Source organism: Burkholderia sp. BCC0397 (genome assembly GCF_902832865.1).
Lineage (GTDB): Bacteria > Pseudomonadota > Gammaproteobacteria > Burkholderiales > Burkholderiaceae > Burkholderia.
The window spans coordinates 128,892-142,650 of sequence record NZ_CADFDL010000008.1 but is presented as its reverse complement, the minus strand read 5'-3'; the positions used below and the strand labels follow the sequence as shown (position 1 = coordinate 142,650).

The 13,759-nt window shown below is 67.1% G+C and carries 14 protein-coding genes; 9 read left to right on the top strand and 5 right to left on the bottom strand.

Features of this window, described 5'->3' with window-relative positions:
- The first annotated feature begins 12 nt into the window (after positions 1–12).
- Both HWX03_RS23780 and aroC read left to right on the top strand, forming a co-directional pair.
- Positions 13–1,947, top strand: coding sequence for an MFS transporter (locus HWX03_RS23780; protein ID WP_175872865.1), 1,935 nt, complete (start codon positions 13–15; stop codon positions 1,945–1,947).
- Positions 1,948–2,212: 265 nt separating this feature from the next.
- Positions 2,213–3,313: a chorismate synthase gene (gene aroC, locus HWX03_RS23775; RefSeq protein ID WP_175872864.1), complete on the top strand. Its 1,101-nt coding sequence runs from the start codon at positions 2,213–2,215 to the stop codon at positions 3,311–3,313.
- 150 nt (positions 3,314–3,463) lie between these two features.
- Here the strand turns inward: aroC and HWX03_RS23770 are convergent, their stop codons facing one another.
- On the bottom strand, positions 3,464–5,137 hold the full coding sequence (locus tag HWX03_RS23770; RefSeq protein ID WP_175872863.1) for an electron transfer flavoprotein-ubiquinone oxidoreductase: 1,674 nt from the start codon (positions 5,135–5,137) through the stop codon (positions 3,464–3,466).
- 179 nt (positions 5,138–5,316) lie between these two features.
- Here HWX03_RS23770 and HWX03_RS23765 point away from each other — a divergent pair, with 179 nt between their 5' ends.
- Together HWX03_RS23765 and HWX03_RS23760 are read left to right on the top strand one after the other, a co-directional pair.
- The gene (locus tag HWX03_RS23765; RefSeq protein WP_050012456.1) at positions 5,317–6,099 is read left to right on the top strand and encodes an SDR family oxidoreductase; all 783 of its coding nucleotides are present in this window, start codon (positions 5,317–5,319) and stop codon (positions 6,097–6,099) included.
- Positions 6,100–6,131: 32 nt separating this feature from the next.
- Positions 6,132–6,572 (top strand): thioesterase family protein, encoded by a 441-nt coding sequence (locus HWX03_RS23760; RefSeq protein WP_175819985.1) that lies wholly within the window; start codon positions 6,132–6,134, stop codon positions 6,570–6,572.
- Positions 6,573–6,703: 131 nt separating this feature from the next.
- Here the strand turns inward: HWX03_RS23760 and HWX03_RS23755 are convergent, their stop codons facing one another.
- Positions 6,704–7,249: a LuxR C-terminal-related transcriptional regulator gene (locus HWX03_RS23755; protein WP_012328362.1), complete on the bottom strand. Its 546-nt coding sequence runs from the start codon at positions 7,247–7,249 to the stop codon at positions 6,704–6,706.
- A 218-nt stretch (positions 7,250–7,467) separates the two neighbouring features.
- Between HWX03_RS23755 and HWX03_RS23750 the strand changes: the two genes are divergently transcribed.
- A complete protein-coding gene (locus HWX03_RS23750; protein WP_175819984.1) occupies positions 7,468–8,172 on the top strand; it encodes a CoA transferase subunit A in 705 nt (234 codons plus the stop codon).
- Position 8,173: 1 nt separating this feature from the next.
- Positions 8,174–8,815, top strand: a complete 642-nt coding sequence (locus tag HWX03_RS23745) for a CoA transferase subunit B (RefSeq protein ID WP_047900502.1) — start codon at positions 8,174–8,176, stop codon at positions 8,813–8,815.
- A 76-nt stretch (positions 8,816–8,891) separates the two neighbouring features.
- Here HWX03_RS23745 and HWX03_RS23740 read toward each other — a convergent pair whose 3' ends face one another.
- The 3 genes from HWX03_RS23740 to HWX03_RS23730 are packed head-to-tail and all read right to left on the bottom strand — an operon-like array spanning position 8,892 to position 11,234.
- Positions 8,892–9,605: an SDR family oxidoreductase gene (locus HWX03_RS23740; protein ID WP_175872862.1), complete on the bottom strand. Its 714-nt coding sequence runs from the start codon at positions 9,603–9,605 to the stop codon at positions 8,892–8,894.
- A gap of 49 nt (positions 9,606–9,654) precedes the next feature.
- Complete coding sequence (locus tag HWX03_RS23735; protein WP_175872861.1) at positions 9,655–10,665, bottom strand: polysaccharide deacetylase family protein; 1,011 nt, start codon at positions 10,663–10,665, stop codon at positions 9,655–9,657.
- A gap of 11 nt (positions 10,666–10,676) precedes the next feature.
- Complete coding sequence (locus HWX03_RS23730; RefSeq protein WP_175872860.1) at positions 10,677–11,234, bottom strand: ester cyclase; 558 nt, start codon at positions 11,232–11,234, stop codon at positions 10,677–10,679.
- 134 nt (positions 11,235–11,368) lie between these two features.
- Here HWX03_RS23730 and HWX03_RS23725 point away from each other — a divergent pair, with 134 nt between their 5' ends.
- From HWX03_RS23725 to HWX03_RS23715, 3 genes are all read left to right on the top strand, one after another.
- On the top strand, positions 11,369–12,277 hold the full coding sequence (locus HWX03_RS23725; RefSeq protein WP_175872859.1) for a LysR family transcriptional regulator: 909 nt from the start codon (positions 11,369–11,371) through the stop codon (positions 12,275–12,277).
- A 124-nt stretch (positions 12,278–12,401) separates the two neighbouring features.
- Positions 12,402–13,298 carry an alpha/beta hydrolase gene (locus HWX03_RS23720; RefSeq protein ID WP_175819979.1) on the top strand — a complete coding sequence of 299 codons (897 nt, stop codon included), beginning with the start codon at positions 12,402–12,404 and terminating at the stop codon, positions 13,296–13,298.
- 79 nt (positions 13,299–13,377) lie between these two features.
- Positions 13,378–13,731: a RidA family protein gene (locus HWX03_RS23715; RefSeq protein ID WP_175819978.1), complete on the top strand. Its 354-nt coding sequence runs from the start codon at positions 13,378–13,380 to the stop codon at positions 13,729–13,731.
- The last annotated feature ends 28 nt before the right edge of the window (positions 13,732–13,759 follow it).

Below are 13,759 nucleotides of genomic sequence, written 5' to 3'. Positions count from 1 at the left end.
CGCGTATTCCGCATGAGCGATCACACGCAAGCCACTTCGGGGCGGCGCGACGAACGGCGCGCCCACGCATCGCAGTTCGACCTGCTGCGCGAGCGCCGCTTCGCGCCGTTCTTCACGACCCAGTTTCTCGGCGCGCTGAACGACAACGTCTTCAAGATCGGCTTCACGTCGCTCGTCACCTATCACACCGCGCGGTTCTCCGGTGTCGATGCGAAGACGGCTGCGTTCCTGATTTCCGCGATCTTCATTTTGCCGTTCGTGCTGTTCTCGGCCACCTCCGGCCAGATCGCCGACAAATACGACAAGGCGACCCTCACGCGCTTCGTGAAGACCTTCGAGATCGTGCTGATGCTGGTCGGCGCGGCCGGCTTCGTCACGCACAGCGCGACGCTGCTGTATCTGTGCACGTTCATGATGGGGATGCACTCGACGCTGTTCGGGCCCGTCAAGTATTCGTACCTGCCGCAGCATCTCGGCGAGCACGAACTGGTCGGCGGCAACGGTCTCGTCGAGATGGGCACGTTCATCGCGATCCTGATCGGCACGATCATCGGCGGCGCGGCGGCCGGCATCGAAGGCAGCGGCGAGCGCGTGCTCGCGGTGAGCGTCGTCGTCATCGCGCTGGCCGGGCGGCTCGTCGCGCAGCGCGTGCCGTCGACGCCCGCGCCGCAGCCCGACCTCGTGATCAACTGGAACCCGGTCAGCGAGACCTGGCGCAACCTCGGCCTCGCGCGGCAGAACCGCACGGTATTCCTGAGCCTGCTCGGCATCTCGTGGCTGTGGTTCGTCGGCGCGACGTTCCTCACGTCGTTCTTCAATTTCGCGAAGGACGTGCTGTCCGCAAGCCCCGACGTCGTCACGATCCTGCTCGCGACGTTCTCGGTCGGCATCGGCCTCGGTTCGCTGCTGTGCGAGCGGCTGTCGCAGCGGCGCGTCGAGATCGGCCTCGTGCCGCTCGGCTCGATCGGCATCAGCGTGTTCGCGATCGAGCTGTATTTCGCGAGCCATGCGCTGCCGTCGCCCGGCCATCTGCTGTCGGTCGGCGAATTCCTGGCCGGTGCGCGCCACTGGCGCATCCTGGCCGACCTGTTCCTGCTGGCGATGTTCGGCGGCTTCTACAGCGTGCCGCTGTATGCGCTGATCCAGAGCCGCAGCGCGCCGACGCACCGCGCGCGGATCATCGCCGCGAACAACATCCTGAACGCGCTGTTCATGATCCTGTCGGCCGTGATGGCGATGGGGTTGACCAAGGCCGGCGTCGACATCCCGGGGCTGTTCCTCGTCACCGCGCTGTTGAACGTCGTGGTCGCGACCTATATCTACCTGCTCGTGCCCGAGTTCCTGCTGCGCTTCGTCGCGTGGGTGCTCGTGCACACGTTCTACCGGATCCGCCTCGTGCACGCGGAGCGGATCCCGGCGGAAGGGGCCGCGGTGCTCGTGTGCAACCACGTCAGCTACGTCGATGCGCTCGTGCTGGCCGCCGCGAGCCCGCGCCCGATTCGTTTCGTGATGGATCACCGGATCTTCAAGACGCGTTTCGCGAGCTGGGTATTCCGGCATGCGAAGGCGATCCCGATCGCGCCGCGTCACGAGGATCCCGCGATGCTCGCGCGTGCGTACGACCTGTGCGAGGCCGCGCTGAAGGACGGTGAACTCGTGTGCATCTTCCCCGAGGGCAAGCTGACGAAGACGGGCGACATCAACACGTTCCACCACGGCATCACCGAGATCCTGGGCCGCACGCCGGCGCCGGTGATTCCGATGGCGCTGCGCGGGCTGTGGGGCAGCTATTTTTCACGGCATTCCGACGCACGGATGCCGCGTCCCATCAAGCGCGGCGTGATGAGCCGGCTGACGCTGGCGGTCGGCGAACCGATCCCGGCGTCGGTGGCGACGCCCGAGGCGCTGCAGGCGGCAGTGACCGAGCTGCGCGGCGCGCGGAAGTAGGCGGGCGGCAGGCCCGGCGGCGTTGCGTCGGGTCACGATGACGGCCGCGAACCAACCGGCCCGGCGGAACGGCGCGGGCCGACGAGCGCTGCCCGGCCCATATCCGTGAGCGCGGCCCGTGTGGTCTGAACGGTTCACACGGCCCGCGCGCCCGGGACGGCTGGCATAATAGCGGTTTACCTCTTTTTCTCGACCGGCAAACGATCGACCTGCCTGCGGCCCGGCAGCGCATCGGTTTGCCCATTTCTCTTTGGGCGGTTCCATCATGTCCGGCAATACCCTCGGCACGCTTTTCACTGTCACGACCTTCGGCGAATCGCACGGTCCCGCGATCGGCTGCGTGATCGACGGCTGCCCGCCGGGGATGGGGCTGACCGAAGCCGACATCCAGGTCGAGCTCGATCGCCGCAAGCCGGGCACGTCGCGGCACGTGACGCAACGGCAGGAGGCCGACGAGGTCGAGATCCTGTCGGGCGTGTTCGAAGGCGTGACGACCGGCACGCCGATCGCGCTGCTGATCCGCAACACCGACCAGCGCAGCAAGGACTACGGCAACATCGTCGAGACGTTCCGGCCCGGCCACGCCGACTACACCTACTGGCAGAAATACGGCATCCGCGACTACCGCGGCGGCGGCCGCTCGTCCGCGCGCCTGACCGCGCCGATCGTCGGCGCCGGCGCGGTCGCGAAGAAGTGGCTGCGCGAGCGCTTCGGGGTCGAGGTGCGCGGCTACATGAGCGGCCTCGGCGAAATCGACGTGCCGTTCGTCGACTGGTCGTACGTGCACGAGAACCCGTTCTTCTCGCCGAATGCGGCGGTCGTTCCGGAGCTGGAAGCCTACATGGACGCGCTGCGCAAGGACGGCGATTCGATCGGCGCGCGCATCGACGTCGTTGCGTCGGGCGTGCCGGTCGGCTGGGGCGAGCCGGTATTCGACCGGCTCGATGCCGATATCGCGAAGGCGATGATGAGCATCAACGCGGTGAAGGGCGTCGAAATCGGCGCGGGCTTCGACAGCGTCGCGCAGCGCGGCTCGGTGCACGGCGACGAATTGACGCCGGCCGGCTTCGTCGGCAACCACGCGGGCGGCGTGCTCGGCGGGATTTCGACGGGGCAGGACATCACCGTGTCGATCGCGATCAAGCCGACGTCGAGCATCCGCACGCCGCGCCGCTCGATCACGAAGTCCGGCGAAGAGGCGACGGTCGAAACCTTCGGTCGCCACGATCCGTGTGTCGGCATTCGTGCGACGCCGATCGCCGAATCGATGCTCGCGCTGGTGTTGATCGACCATGCGCTGCGCCACCGCGCGCAGTGCGGCGACGTCGAGACGTCGACGCCGAAGATCGCCGGCAGCGCGGCCTGATACAAAGCGGGCGGGGCGCCGCGCGCGCCATCTCGACCGTCGAACGATGAATGCAAACGGGGCGCTGCGTGATGCAGCGCCCCGTTTCGTTTGCGGCGGTTTGCCGTGACCCAAAAAAATGCGCCGCTCGTGGCGGCGCGTTCCGGCAGGTTACATGTTCGGGTAATTCGGCCCGCCGCCGCCTTCGGGCGTGACCCACACGATGTTCTGCGTCGGGTCCTTGATGTCGCAGGTCTTGCAGTGCACGCAGTTCTGCGCGTTGATCACCAGCCGATCGCTGCCGTCGTCGTTCTTCATGAACTCGTACACCGCCGCCGGGCAGAAGCGCGCCTCCGGCCCCGCGTAGGTGCGCAGGTTCACGTTCACCGGCACGCTCGCGTCCTTCAGCGTCAGGTGCGCCGGCTGGTTCTCCTCGTGGTTCGTGTTCGAGATGAACACCGACGACAGCCGGTCGAACGTCAGCTTGCCGTCCGGCTTCGGATACTCGATCGGCTCGCACTGCGATGCCGGCTTCAGCATTTCATGGTCCGCGTGCTGGTGATGCAGCGTCCACGGCACGTTGCCGCCCATCACCTTCTGCTCGAGCCCCACCATCAGCGTGCCCAGGTACAGGCCCTTGGCCATCCACTGCTTGAAGTTGCGCGCGCGGTACAGCTCCGTGTACAGCCACGATTGCTTGAACGCATCCGGATATGCATTCAGCTCGTCCGACTGACGGCCGGCCTGCACCGCGTCGAACGCGGCGTCGGCGGCCAGCATCCCGGTCTTGATCGCCGCGTGGCTGCCCTTGATCCGCGATGCGTTCAGGAAGCCTGCGTCGTCGCCGATCAGCGCGCCGCCCGGGAACACCGTCTTCGGCAGCGACAGCAGGCCGCCGGCCGTGATCGCCCGCGCGCCGTACGACACGCGCTTGCCGCCTTCGAGAAACGCGCGGATCGACGGGTGCGTCTTGTAGCGCTGGAATTCCTCGAACGGCGACAGGTACGGGTTCGTGTAGCCCAGGCCCACCACGAAGCCGACCACGACCTGGTTGTTGTCCATGTGATACAGGAACGAGCCGCCGTAGGTGTCCGACTTCAGCGGCCAGCCGGCCGTGTGGATCACGAGGCCCGGCTTGTGCTTCGCGGGATCGATTTCCCACAGTTCCTTGATGCCGATCCCGTACGCCTGCGGATCGGCGTTCGCGTCGAGCTTGAACTTCGAGATCAGCTGGCGGCCGAGGTGGCCCCGGCAGCCTTCGGCGAACAGCGTGTACTTCGCGTGCAATTCCATGCCGAGCTGGAAGTTCTCGGTCGGCTCGCCGTCCTTGCCCACGCCCATGTTGCCGGTCGCGACGCCTTTGACCGAGCCGTCGTCGTTGTAGAGAATCTCGGCGGCCGGGAAGCCCGGGAAGATCTCGACGCCCAGCGCTTCGGCCTGTGCCCCAAGCCAGCGCGTGACGTTGCCCAGCGAGATCACGTAGTTGCCGTGGTTCTTGAAGTTCTCGGGCAGCGCCCAGTTCGGCGTCGTGACCGCGCTCTTCTCGGACAGGAACAGGAAGCGGTCTTCCGTCACCTCGACGTCGAGCGGTGCGCCGCGCTCCTTCCAGTCGGGAAACAGCTCGGTGATCGCGCGCGGGTCCATCACCGCGCCCGACAGGATGTGCGCGCCGATCTCGGAACCCTTCTCGAGCACGCATACGCCGATCTCGGTGCCTTTCTCGGCAGCCAGCTGCTTGAGCCGGATCGCCGCCGACAGCCCGGCGGGGCCGCCGCCGACGATCACGACGTCGTATTCCATCGATTCGCGCGGGCCATATTGCTCGATGAGGCTTGCGGGGGTCATTGGCGTTCCTCTAACCGTTAGAATGCTTTTATTCGGGAGCGTATTGTCTGCGAAACGAAATGCTTGCCGCAACAACATGCAGGTAGATTAGCACGATCGTTCTATTTTTTGTGCTAGGGTAATGCCGCCCGGGCTGTGCCGCCCGGACTGGCGAAACGACATCGAAAGGGGATGTGCAAATGGGTCGATCGATCAATCTGGAAGGCAAGGTCGCGCTGGTGACGGGCGCGTCGAGCGGCCTCGGGCAGCGTTTTGCGCAGGTGCTGTCGCAGGCCGGCGCGAAGGTCGTGCTCGCGAGCCGCCGCGTCGAGCGCCTGAAGGAACTGCGCGCGGAGATCGAGGCGGCGGGCGGCGCCGCGCACGTCGTGTCGCTCGACGTGACCGACGTCCAGAGCATCAAGGCGGCCGTCGCGCACGCGGAGACGGAAGCCGGCACGATCGACATCCTCGTGAACAATTCGGGCGTGTCGACGATGCAGAAGCTCGTCGACGTGACGCCGGCGGATTTCGAATTCGTGTTCGATACGAACACACGTGGCGCATTTTTCGTCGCGCAGGAAGTCGCGAAGCGGATGATCATGCGCGCGAACGGCGGCGGCAACGGCAAGCCGCCGTGCCGGATCATCAACATCGCGTCGGTGGCCGGGCTGCGCGTGTTCCCGCAGATCGGGCTGTACGCGATGAGCAAGGCCGCGGTCGTGCAGATGACGCGCGCGATGGCGCTGGAGTGGGGCCGCCACGGGATCAACGTGAACGCGATCTGCCCGGGCTATATCGATACCGAAATCAATCATTACCTGTGGGAAACCGAGCAGGGCCAGAAGCTGCAGTCGATACTGCCGCGCCGGCGCGTCGGCAAGCCGCAGGATCTCGACGGGCTGTTGTTGCTGCTCGCGGCCGACGAGTCGCAGTTCATCAATGGCTCGATCATCTCCGCCGACGACGGTTTCGGCCTCGCCTGAGCGGTTGACATTCAGCAACGAAGAAGACTGCAATGAGCGTAACAAGCGATTACTCGCCCGTTTTTGAGATGTCGATGCCGATCCGCTGGGGCGACATGGACGCGTTCGGCCATGTGAACAACACGGTCTATTTCCGCTACATGGAGCAGGCGCGGATTTCGTGGTTCGAGGCACTCGGCATTGCCGGCGGCAACGGCGAGGGGCAGGGGCCCGTCATCGTCACCGCGTCGATGGAATTCCTCAAGCAACTGCACTATCCGGGCGACGTGATCGCGAAGATGTCGGCCGCGAAGCCCGGCCGAAGCAGTTTCGACACCGGTTTCGAGCTCACGCGCGCGGACGATCCGCAGCATGTCTATGCACGCGGCAACGCGCGATGCGTGTGGGTCGACTACGCGCTCGGCAAGTCGGTGCCGCTGCCGCCACTGCTGCGCGACACGATCGAGCACGCGCTGGCGACGAAAGTCGGCTGAGCGCGGATACCGCCGGGCCGGCACCGGGTCGCCGGTGACGCGGCGTGCCCGTCGCGCCATGCCCGTCGTTTCCGTCAATCGGCCGCCGTGTGCGGCCGATTGTCATTCGAGCGCCGTCACGCAATGCACGTTTACTGCCCGAGCAGGCGCTGCAGCAGCTCCGGCGTATTGTTCGTCCCGTATTTGCGCATCAGCCGGGCGCGGTAGATGTCGACCGTGCGCGAGCTGATGTCGAGCACGCGCCCGATCTGCTTGCTGGTCTTGCCGGTCGCGAGCTGGGCGGCGATCTCGCGCTCGCGCGGGGTCAGCTCGACCGCGACGCGGCGCGTCGCGCTCAAGTCCTCGAAGGTCCAGACGCCGGCCGCGAGCGGCGCGGTGCGGTCGAGCGCGCGGCCCGTCACGTGGCACCAGAACAGCTCGCCGTCCGCGCGTTTCATGATTCTGTCATCCGAGTAGACGCCGTTCGCGACCATCACGCGTGCGATGCGCTCGCCGATTCGCTGGAATTCGTCCGTGGACGGGTAGAGCACCGCGTACGATTTTCCGATCAGGTCGGCCCGCGCGCAGCGGAAGATCGACGCGAGCGCGTCGTTGCAGTCCTCGATCACGCGGTCGCGCGACAGCACGAGGCCGAGCGGCGCGAGGTGGAAGGCGGTCTGGTAATCGAGATCGGGCATGGCGCAGGGAGGCGGAGGGAAATGCTTATGTATTTTTGCGTATTGTGCCGCATCCGCGCCGCATCGTACCCTTTCAGGCATCTCGCGGCGTTTGTCGCGACATAAAAAAGCGTGCCTCGACGCAGGCATCGCCGCGCATGCATAGAATGGTGCGGCGGGCTTGCGCCACGTGGCGCGTGAACCGGTTTTGCTGGTTTCCATAAAGGAAGGGACAACAGATGAACAAAGTCTATCCAAGCGCGGCTGCCGCGCTGGAGGGGATCGTCCGCGACGGACAGACCTTCGCGGTGGGCGGCTTCGGCCTGTGCGGCATTCCCGAGGCGCTGATCGCGGCGTTGCGCGATTCGGCGGTCAAGGGCATCACCTGCATCAGCAACAACGCCGGTGTCGACGGTTTCGGCCTCGGCCTGCTGCTGGAAACGCGCCAGATCAAGAAGATGATCTCGTCGTACGTCGGCGAGAACAAGGAGTTCGAGCGCCAGTACCTGGCCGGCGAACTCGAGCTCGAATTCACGCCGCAGGGCACGCTCGCCGAAAAGCTGCGCGCGGGCGGCGCGGGCATCCCCGCGTTCTTCACGAATACCGGCTACGGCACCGTGATCGCGGAAGGCAAGGAAACGCGCCAGTTCGGCGATCGCCACTACGTGCTCGAGCCGTCGCTGACGGCGGACGTCGCGCTCGTGAAGGCGTGGAAGGCCGACAAGTCCGGCAACCTGATCTATCGCCGCACCGCGCGCAACTTCAACCCGATGTGCGCGATGGCCGGCAAGATCACCGTGGTGGAGGTCGAGGAGATCGTCGAGAACGGCACGTTCGATCCGGACCAGGTTCATACGCCGGGGATCTTCGTGCAGCGCATCGTGCTGAATGCGACGCCCGAAAAACGCATCGAACAACGCGTCGTACGCGCGAAAGGAGACTGACATGGCCTGGAATCGTGACCAGATGGCCGCGCGCGCGGCGAAGGAACTGCAGGACGGCTTCTACGTGAACCTCGGCATCGGCCTGCCGACGCTCGTCGCGAACCACGTGCCGGAAGGCGTCGAGGTGTGGCTGCAGTCGGAGAACGGCCTGCTCGGCATTGGCCCGTCGCCGACCGAAGACGAAGTCGACGCCGATCTCATCAACGCCGGCAAGCAGACCGTCACGACGCTGCCCGGTTCGTCGATCTTCTCGTCGGCCGATTCGTTCGCGATGATCCGCGGCGGTCACATCAACCTCGCGATCCTCGGCGCGATGCAGGTCAGCAAGCAGGGCGACCTCGCGAACTGGATGATCCCGGGCAAGATGATCAAGGGGATGGGCGGCGCGATGGACCTCGTCGCCGGCGTGAAGCGCGTCGTCGTGCTGATGGAGCATGTCGCGAAGGGCGACCAGCACAAGATCCTCGACGAATGCAACCTGCCGCTCACGGGTGTCGGCGTGGTCGACCTGATCATCACCGATCTCGGCGTGATCGAAGTGACGCCGGCCGGGTTGAAGGTGCTCGAGCTCGCCGATGGCGTGAGCGCCGACGAGATCCAGGCGAAGACGGGCGCGCCGCTCGACGTCAGCGCCGTGGCCTGAGCACTACCCTGGTGCGTCATCCTCGACGCCCCGCGTTCCGTCAGGAACGCGGGGCGTTTTGCCATGACCGCACGCGTCACGCAATCGCGCCGCCGCCGTCGATCAGTACCGTCGAACCGGTCGCATAAGGCGTTGCCGCCAGATACAGGATCGCATTCGCGACATCCTCCGGCTGACCGACCCTGCGTGCCGGAAGCCGCTGGGCGGCGCCGGCGTACATCGCGTCGCGTGCGTCGGGCGCGAGCTTGTCCCACAGCGGCGTCGCGATCAGGCCCGGCGACACGGTGTTCACGCGAACCGGCGCCAGCTCGAGCGCCAGCCCGCGGGCGAGGGCCTCGAGCGCCGCATTGATCGCGCCTTGCAGCACCGACGACGCGCTCGGCCGCACGCTGAGGTAGCCCGACACGAACGTCAGCGAGCCGCCCGGCGCGATAGCGATCGCGCGGGCGATGCGGTAGGCGCCCCAGAACTTGCTGTCCATTGCTGCTTGCGCGTCGGCGAGCGGCAGCGCACGGACCGCGCCCGTGGCCGTCTTCGCGGCCGAAATCACGACGTGGTCGAACTGGCCGGCGCGCGCGCAGAACGCATCGACGTCCGCCGTATCGGTGATGTCGAGCGTTTCGGTTCGCACGTGCGCGCCCGGTAGGGCGTCGATGTCGAACCTGCCTGGATCGCGCGACGCGATCGTCAGGCGCGCGCCGCGCCGCGCGAATGCGGTCGCGGTGGCGGCGCCGATGCCGGAGCTTCCGCCGACGACGAGTACGTTCTTTCCGTGGAGCGGATCATTCATGAAAGTCTTTCCTGGGTGATGAGTTGAACGGGAGTTGAACGGAATCCGGTCAGATCGTTTCGGTCTCGCGCAGCGTCGACGGGCTGTGCAACGCGAAGCGCGCAATGTCGTCCTTGCGCATGAAGGCGACGCCCGGGTGTGATCGAGCGTAGTGCAGGAACGCGTCCCACGCGCGGACCATCTGCGGCGTGCCGCTGATCCGGTCGTGCGCACTGATCGACATGAGTCTGCGCCGCTGCCCGGCTTCCGCGTACAGTTGGTCGAAATCGAGCTTGATCTGCTCGAGGAACATCGTCGGCGAGTAGTTGCGACCTTCGATCAGCAGGATGTCGTTGTTGCGCAGCGTGTACGGGACCACCACGAAATCGCGACCGCTGACGGTCTCGATGAACGGTTCGTCGCGACTGACGTCGTCGATGTGATACGCGTAGCCGAGCGCCTGCAGCAGCGACAGCGTATGCGGCCCGCGCCGCAGCCAGTTGCAGTTGTAGCCGGTCGGGCGCTGGCCGGTCGCCGCTTCGACCATGTCGCGCGCTTCGGTCAGGAAGCGGCGCTCGTCGTCGCGGCTCATCGCGAATTGCGCGCGCCACGTCGGGCCGTGCGCGGCGGCTTCGTGGCCGCGCGACACGATCTCGCGCGCCAGTTCGGGGTGCCGGCGGGCGGCTTCCCCGATCATGTGCGACGTCACTTTCACGCCGTGCCGGTCCCACAGATCGAGCAGGCGCGGAATCCCTTCCCGGTAGCCATACGCGAACCAGGTGGCCGAGGCGAGATCGACCGGCACCGACGGCGGGAACGCGACGGCCGGAAACGGGCTGTCCGCGCCCGTGGGCGGTTGTCCGCCCGCCTCGAACTGCATCGAGATCGAGATCACGATGCGCGCGCCGTCCGGCCAGAACGGCGTGGCGCCCGGTGCCGCGGGCGCCGGCTCCGGCGCGGCGGTTGCCGGCAGGGAGGCGCCTGCGGCCGCCGCGACGCCGGCCGCGAGGCCGGCGCCGGCCTGGGCCAGGAACGTGCGGCGCGGCAGAGGTGTCGCGGGATGGTCGTTGTCGTGAGTCATCGTCCCCTCCGTCAGCCGACGAGCCCGAGCTGACGCATCAGCGTCAGGTTGTCCTCGATGTGCCAGTTTTCCGCGATCCGGCCGTGGTCGATCCGATAGATATCGGTCGCGATGAAGTCGATTGCCTGTCCGCGCCCGGCCGTTCCGTTGAAAGCACCGGTGAAATGCCCGCGGAAATGCAGGTGCACGACGACCCGGTCGCCTGCCACGATCATCTGTTCGATGTCGCAGCGCAGGTCCGGGATCGCACCACGCATCGTGCTGGAGGCCGCGAGCGGCCCCGATACGCCTTGTTCGCGGCCGGGCGGCAGCGTGCGGTCGGTGAAGCCGGCGGCGAGCGCCGCACGGGCGAGGGCGGGGTCGCCGGTATTCCAGAAGGTGCCGTAGCGGCGCGCGGCCAGGATTTGCGCACGCGCCTGCGCGGCCGGCAAGCCTGTCGCGACGGTCAGGCTGTGCGGCGCGACGAGATCGGCGGCACGGGAAGCGGCGGGCCAGAGCGCCACGACGCAAGCGGCTGCCGCGAATGCGTGCGCGACGGGGCGGGTGGCCGAACGGAGGCGGATCGACATGATTTCGGAGGTCCTGTGAAGGCGTCAGGCGACGACGCGGAACAGGTATGGTAGGTTTCCGTTCTGCATGCAAATACGGGCAAAAGGCGAATGGATTCTTCGAAAAAAAGAAAGGCTGGGGCGAGGCGGGCGCCATGACGCTGATCGACGATTTCCCGGCGCTCGATACTTTCGCGCGGATCGTGTCGGCCGGCAGCCTGTCGGCGGCGGCACGCGAGCTCGACCTGTCGTTGTCCGTCGTCAGCAAGCGGCTCGCGCATCTCGAGTCGCGGCTCGGCGTGCGCCTGCTGCACCGGACGACGCGGCAGCAAACGCTCACCGACGACGGCGCGCAGTTTCACGCGCAGGTGCTGCGCATCCTGGCCGAAGTCGAGCAGGCGGAAACGCTGATGCGCGATCGCCGCGGCACGGTCAGCGGCCTGCTGCGCGTGACGGCGCCCGGCGAGCTCGGCCGCCTGCGAATCGCGCCGCTCGTGGCGGCATTTCAGCAGCGGCATCCGCAATTGACCGTGCAGCTGGTGCTGACCGATACGGTCGTCGATCTGCTCGCCTCCGACATCGACGTCGCCGTGCGGATCGGCAATCTTGCCGATTCGACGATGATCGCGCGCGAGCTGGCGCCGAACCATCGCGTGCTGTGCGCGTCGCCGGGTTATCTCGCGGCGCACGGGTCGCCGGCCCATCCGGCCGAGCTTCGTGCGCATCGATGCATCGTGATGGGCGACCAGCCGCGTGCCGAATGGCGGTTCGATGGCGCGCAAGGCGGCGTGGCGGTCGAGGTGACGGCCGCGCTGCTGACGAACGACGGCGGCGCGGCGCGCACGCTGGCGCTCGAAGGCGCGGGCATTGCGCTGAAGTCGATCTGGGACGTCGGCGCCGATCTCGACGCCGGCCGGCTCGTGCGGGTGCTGCCGGCCTTCGAGGCGTCCGCCGCGCCGCTGCATGCCGTCTATCCCGGCGGCCGTCACGTGCCGTTGCGCGTGCGGACATTCGTCGATTTCCTGCGCGAGCGGTTACGGGACGCGTGGCGCCGCCGCGATTGAACCTGTCCCGGGTGGTGGGCCGGGCGCGTGGCGCCCCGTTATTCCGAAGCGGTTTACAATCGTTTGCATCGGGCGTCGCAAGCGTTGCCCCGCGCGTCGCCCCCCGTTCGACAGGATGCCAACGATGCCAACGACCCCAGCGAATTCCCCGGTTCCCCGCCAGCGGCGCGTGCAGTGTGCGAGCGCGGCCGGCCTTCACCACGTCGCCTATACCGAGTGGGGCGATCCCGCGAATTCGCGCGTGCTCGTCTGCGTGCACGGCCTGACCCGTTCCGGGCGCGATTTCGACCGGCTTGCCGCCGCGCTGTCCGATACGTATCGCGTCGTCTGCCCCGATGTCGCCGGGCGTGGCCGGTCCGACCGGCTGGCCGATCCGCGGCTCTATGCGATTCCGCAATACGTGGCCGACATGGTGACGCTGATCGCACGGCTCGACGTGGAATCGGTCGACTGGTTCGGCACGTCGATGGGCGGCCTGATCGGCATGGCGCTCGCCGGGCTGCCCGGTTCGCCGCTGCGCCGGATGATCGTCAACGATGTCGGCCCGCGCATCGAGCCCGATTCGCTGACGCGCATCGGCGAGTACCTCGGCGTGCAGCCGCGCTTTGCGACCGAGCAGGAGGGGATCGACTATCTGACGTCGTTGTCGCTGCCGTTCGGTGCGCTGAGCGCCGACGAGTGGCGCGAAATCAACGGGCCGCTGCTGCACGAACTGCCCGAAGGCAGCTGGACGATGCGCTACGATCCGCGCATCGCCGAGCCGTTCAAGGCGACGACGCCCGAACTGGCCGCGCTCGGCGAGGCCGCGCTGTGGCGCGCGATCGAGACGACGGACGCGGCGCTGCTCGTCGTGCGCGGCGAGACGTCCGACTTGCTGTCGCGCGAGACGGCGGCCGAAATGGTCCGGCGCGGCCGGCATGTGACGCAGGTCGAGATTCCGGGGGCGGGCCACGCGCCGGCGTTCGTCAGCGCCGACCAGATCGCGCTCGCGCGGCGGTTTTTCGTCGAAGGCGACGCATAAACGCGTCATAATATGCGGTTCGGCGGCGCGCGGGCCGTGCCGCCGCCCGATTCCTTACCCATCACGACCGGAACATTTCATGGCAGTCATTCGTCACCACGTCGGGGCCCGTCTCTCCGAAACCGCGATCCACAACGGTACCGTGTATCTGGCCGGCCAGATCGCCGAAGACACCACGCAGGACATCCGCGGCCAGACGCGCGAAGTGCTCGGCCACATCGACCGCCTGCTCGCCGAAGCGAACAGCGACAACGCGCATCTGCTGTCGGTGCAGATCTACATCTCGGATCTTGCGAACTTCGAAGGCATGAATGCGGAGTGGGACGCATGGGTCGCACCGGGCAACACGCCGCCGCGTGCCACCGTCGAGGCGAAGCTCGCCGATCCGGCGCTGCTCGTCGAGATCGTCGTCGTCGCCGCGCAGCGGAGCTGAGCGTTATCCGACGATGACCGTATTCCGG